Source organism: Cupriavidus sp. WS (genome assembly GCF_000395345.1).
Lineage (GTDB): Bacteria > Pseudomonadota > Gammaproteobacteria > Burkholderiales > Burkholderiaceae > Cupriavidus > Cupriavidus basilensis_B.
This window is the reverse complement of record NZ_AQPL01000644.1, coordinates 1-1,504: the sequence shown is the minus strand read 5'-3', so window position 1 is coordinate 1,504 and position 1,504 is coordinate 1. Positions and strand designations below refer to the sequence as shown.

Annotated in this window: 1 protein-coding gene; it reads right to left on the bottom strand. The window is 58.0% G+C overall.

The genetic code is table 11. The features are described 5' to 3' along the window. Positions 1–338 precede the first annotated feature (338 nt). Positions 339–1,406 carry a porin gene (locus tag K206_RS0136075; protein WP_011229350.1) on the bottom strand — a complete coding sequence of 356 codons (1,068 nt, stop codon included), beginning with the start codon at positions 1,404–1,406 and terminating at the stop codon, positions 339–341. Positions 1,407–1,504 lie beyond the last annotated feature (98 nt).

Below are 1,504 nucleotides of genomic sequence, written 5' to 3'. Positions count from 1 at the left end.
ACCGCCGGCGTAAATGTCGTTGACTGCGGCGCGTCCGCCGTCGGTGTAGGGGTCGCGGGGACGGTGGATCTGGCCATCAGGGGTAGCAGCGATGGCGGAGCCGGCGGCAGCAATCGTGAGGGCAGCAGCAATCAGGGCAGTGTGAATCGTCTTCATGGAATCTCTCCGGAGTCAATGTTTGTGAGTCTCTAATCGCTCACCGTGTTCACAGTCTAGCTACCGGACCTGCTCCACTGAATTACCCGCGTATTACGATCCTGTCATAAAAAAATGCCTCCCGGTTGGGAGGCACAAACTCTCTTGAATTAACAAGAAAGTGTCGATTCTTTTGAGCTCGCTCAGAACTTGTGGCGTACGCCTACGACGACGCCGGTCTGATCCTTGCCAGGGACAACGTTGGTCGGGCTGCCGGTCGTCGAGTTGTAGCCGTTCATGCCCAGCTGCGAGTTGCCGCGGTTCAGTGCATAACCGACGTTCATATACACATCGGTACGCTTCGAGAAAGCGTAATCTGCCGAGGCAACGAACAGGAACGGGTCTGCGCCAGAATTGCGGCTGTCCGTGTAGTAGGCGGCGCCGGTCAGCGTCAGTGCGGGCGTCAGGCCATAGCGCAGGCCGGCCCAGTAAATGTTAGAACCGTTCGTCGGCAGCGCACCGACATTGCCGTTGTACCAGCGATAACCAATAAATGCCTTAGCCGGTCCGAAAGCGTAGCTCGCGCCAATTAGAGCGCGGCGGTCCTTGCGGTCGGCCGTGGCGACGGTGCTGCCCTGGATCTCGTCGTACACCGCGCCGACAGCGAGGGCGCCGGTTTCATACATGAGCGATACGCCCATGTTTCGATCGACCTTGTAGTTCCCCGGCACTTCGCCGCCGCCGGTGCGGCTAAAGCTGTAGAGGCCGGTGACCGTCAGGCCACTGAAGATGCCACGGTACTTGATAGCATTGTCAGCGCGACCCGCCAAGACGTCATCCATCTTGAAGAGCGAGTAGCGCGGCGCGAAGCCCATCGGGTCGAGTTGCAGCGTGGTGTCATACATTGGTGTCGTTTGACGACCCAACGTCAGTTGACCATATTTGCTACCCAATCCTACGAAGGCACTACGATCAAAAAGACGGGTGCTGTTGTTCTGTGCGCCGGTGTCGAACGAAATGCCGCTTTCCAATTCGAAGATGGCTTTCAGACCGCCGCCAAGGTCTTCGACGCCACGCAGGCCCCAACGCGACGTCGACATGTTGCCGGAGGTCATGCGAACCTGGTTCGAGCCACCGGGCGAAGCCGATGGGACGTTGCTCAGATACTCGATACCCGCGTCGGCCACACCATACAGCGTGACGCTCGATTGAGCGAATGCGGTTGTAGCGAACAGACCGAGGGATGCGACGGCAATGCGACTAATCTTCATGGATTCTCCTCATTAAGACCCGAAATTAATTTGGTGGGGGCGAGTATAGAAATCTGCAGATGACGGTCAGATTGCGTGACCTTGCCCCTGTTCCACGA

Excerpts from the sequence above, each read along its gene's own strand:
- K206_RS0136075 (WP_011229350.1), bottom strand. The coding sequence starts at position 1,406 with ATGAAGATTAGTCGCATTGCCGTCGCATCCCTCGGTCTGTTCGCTACA.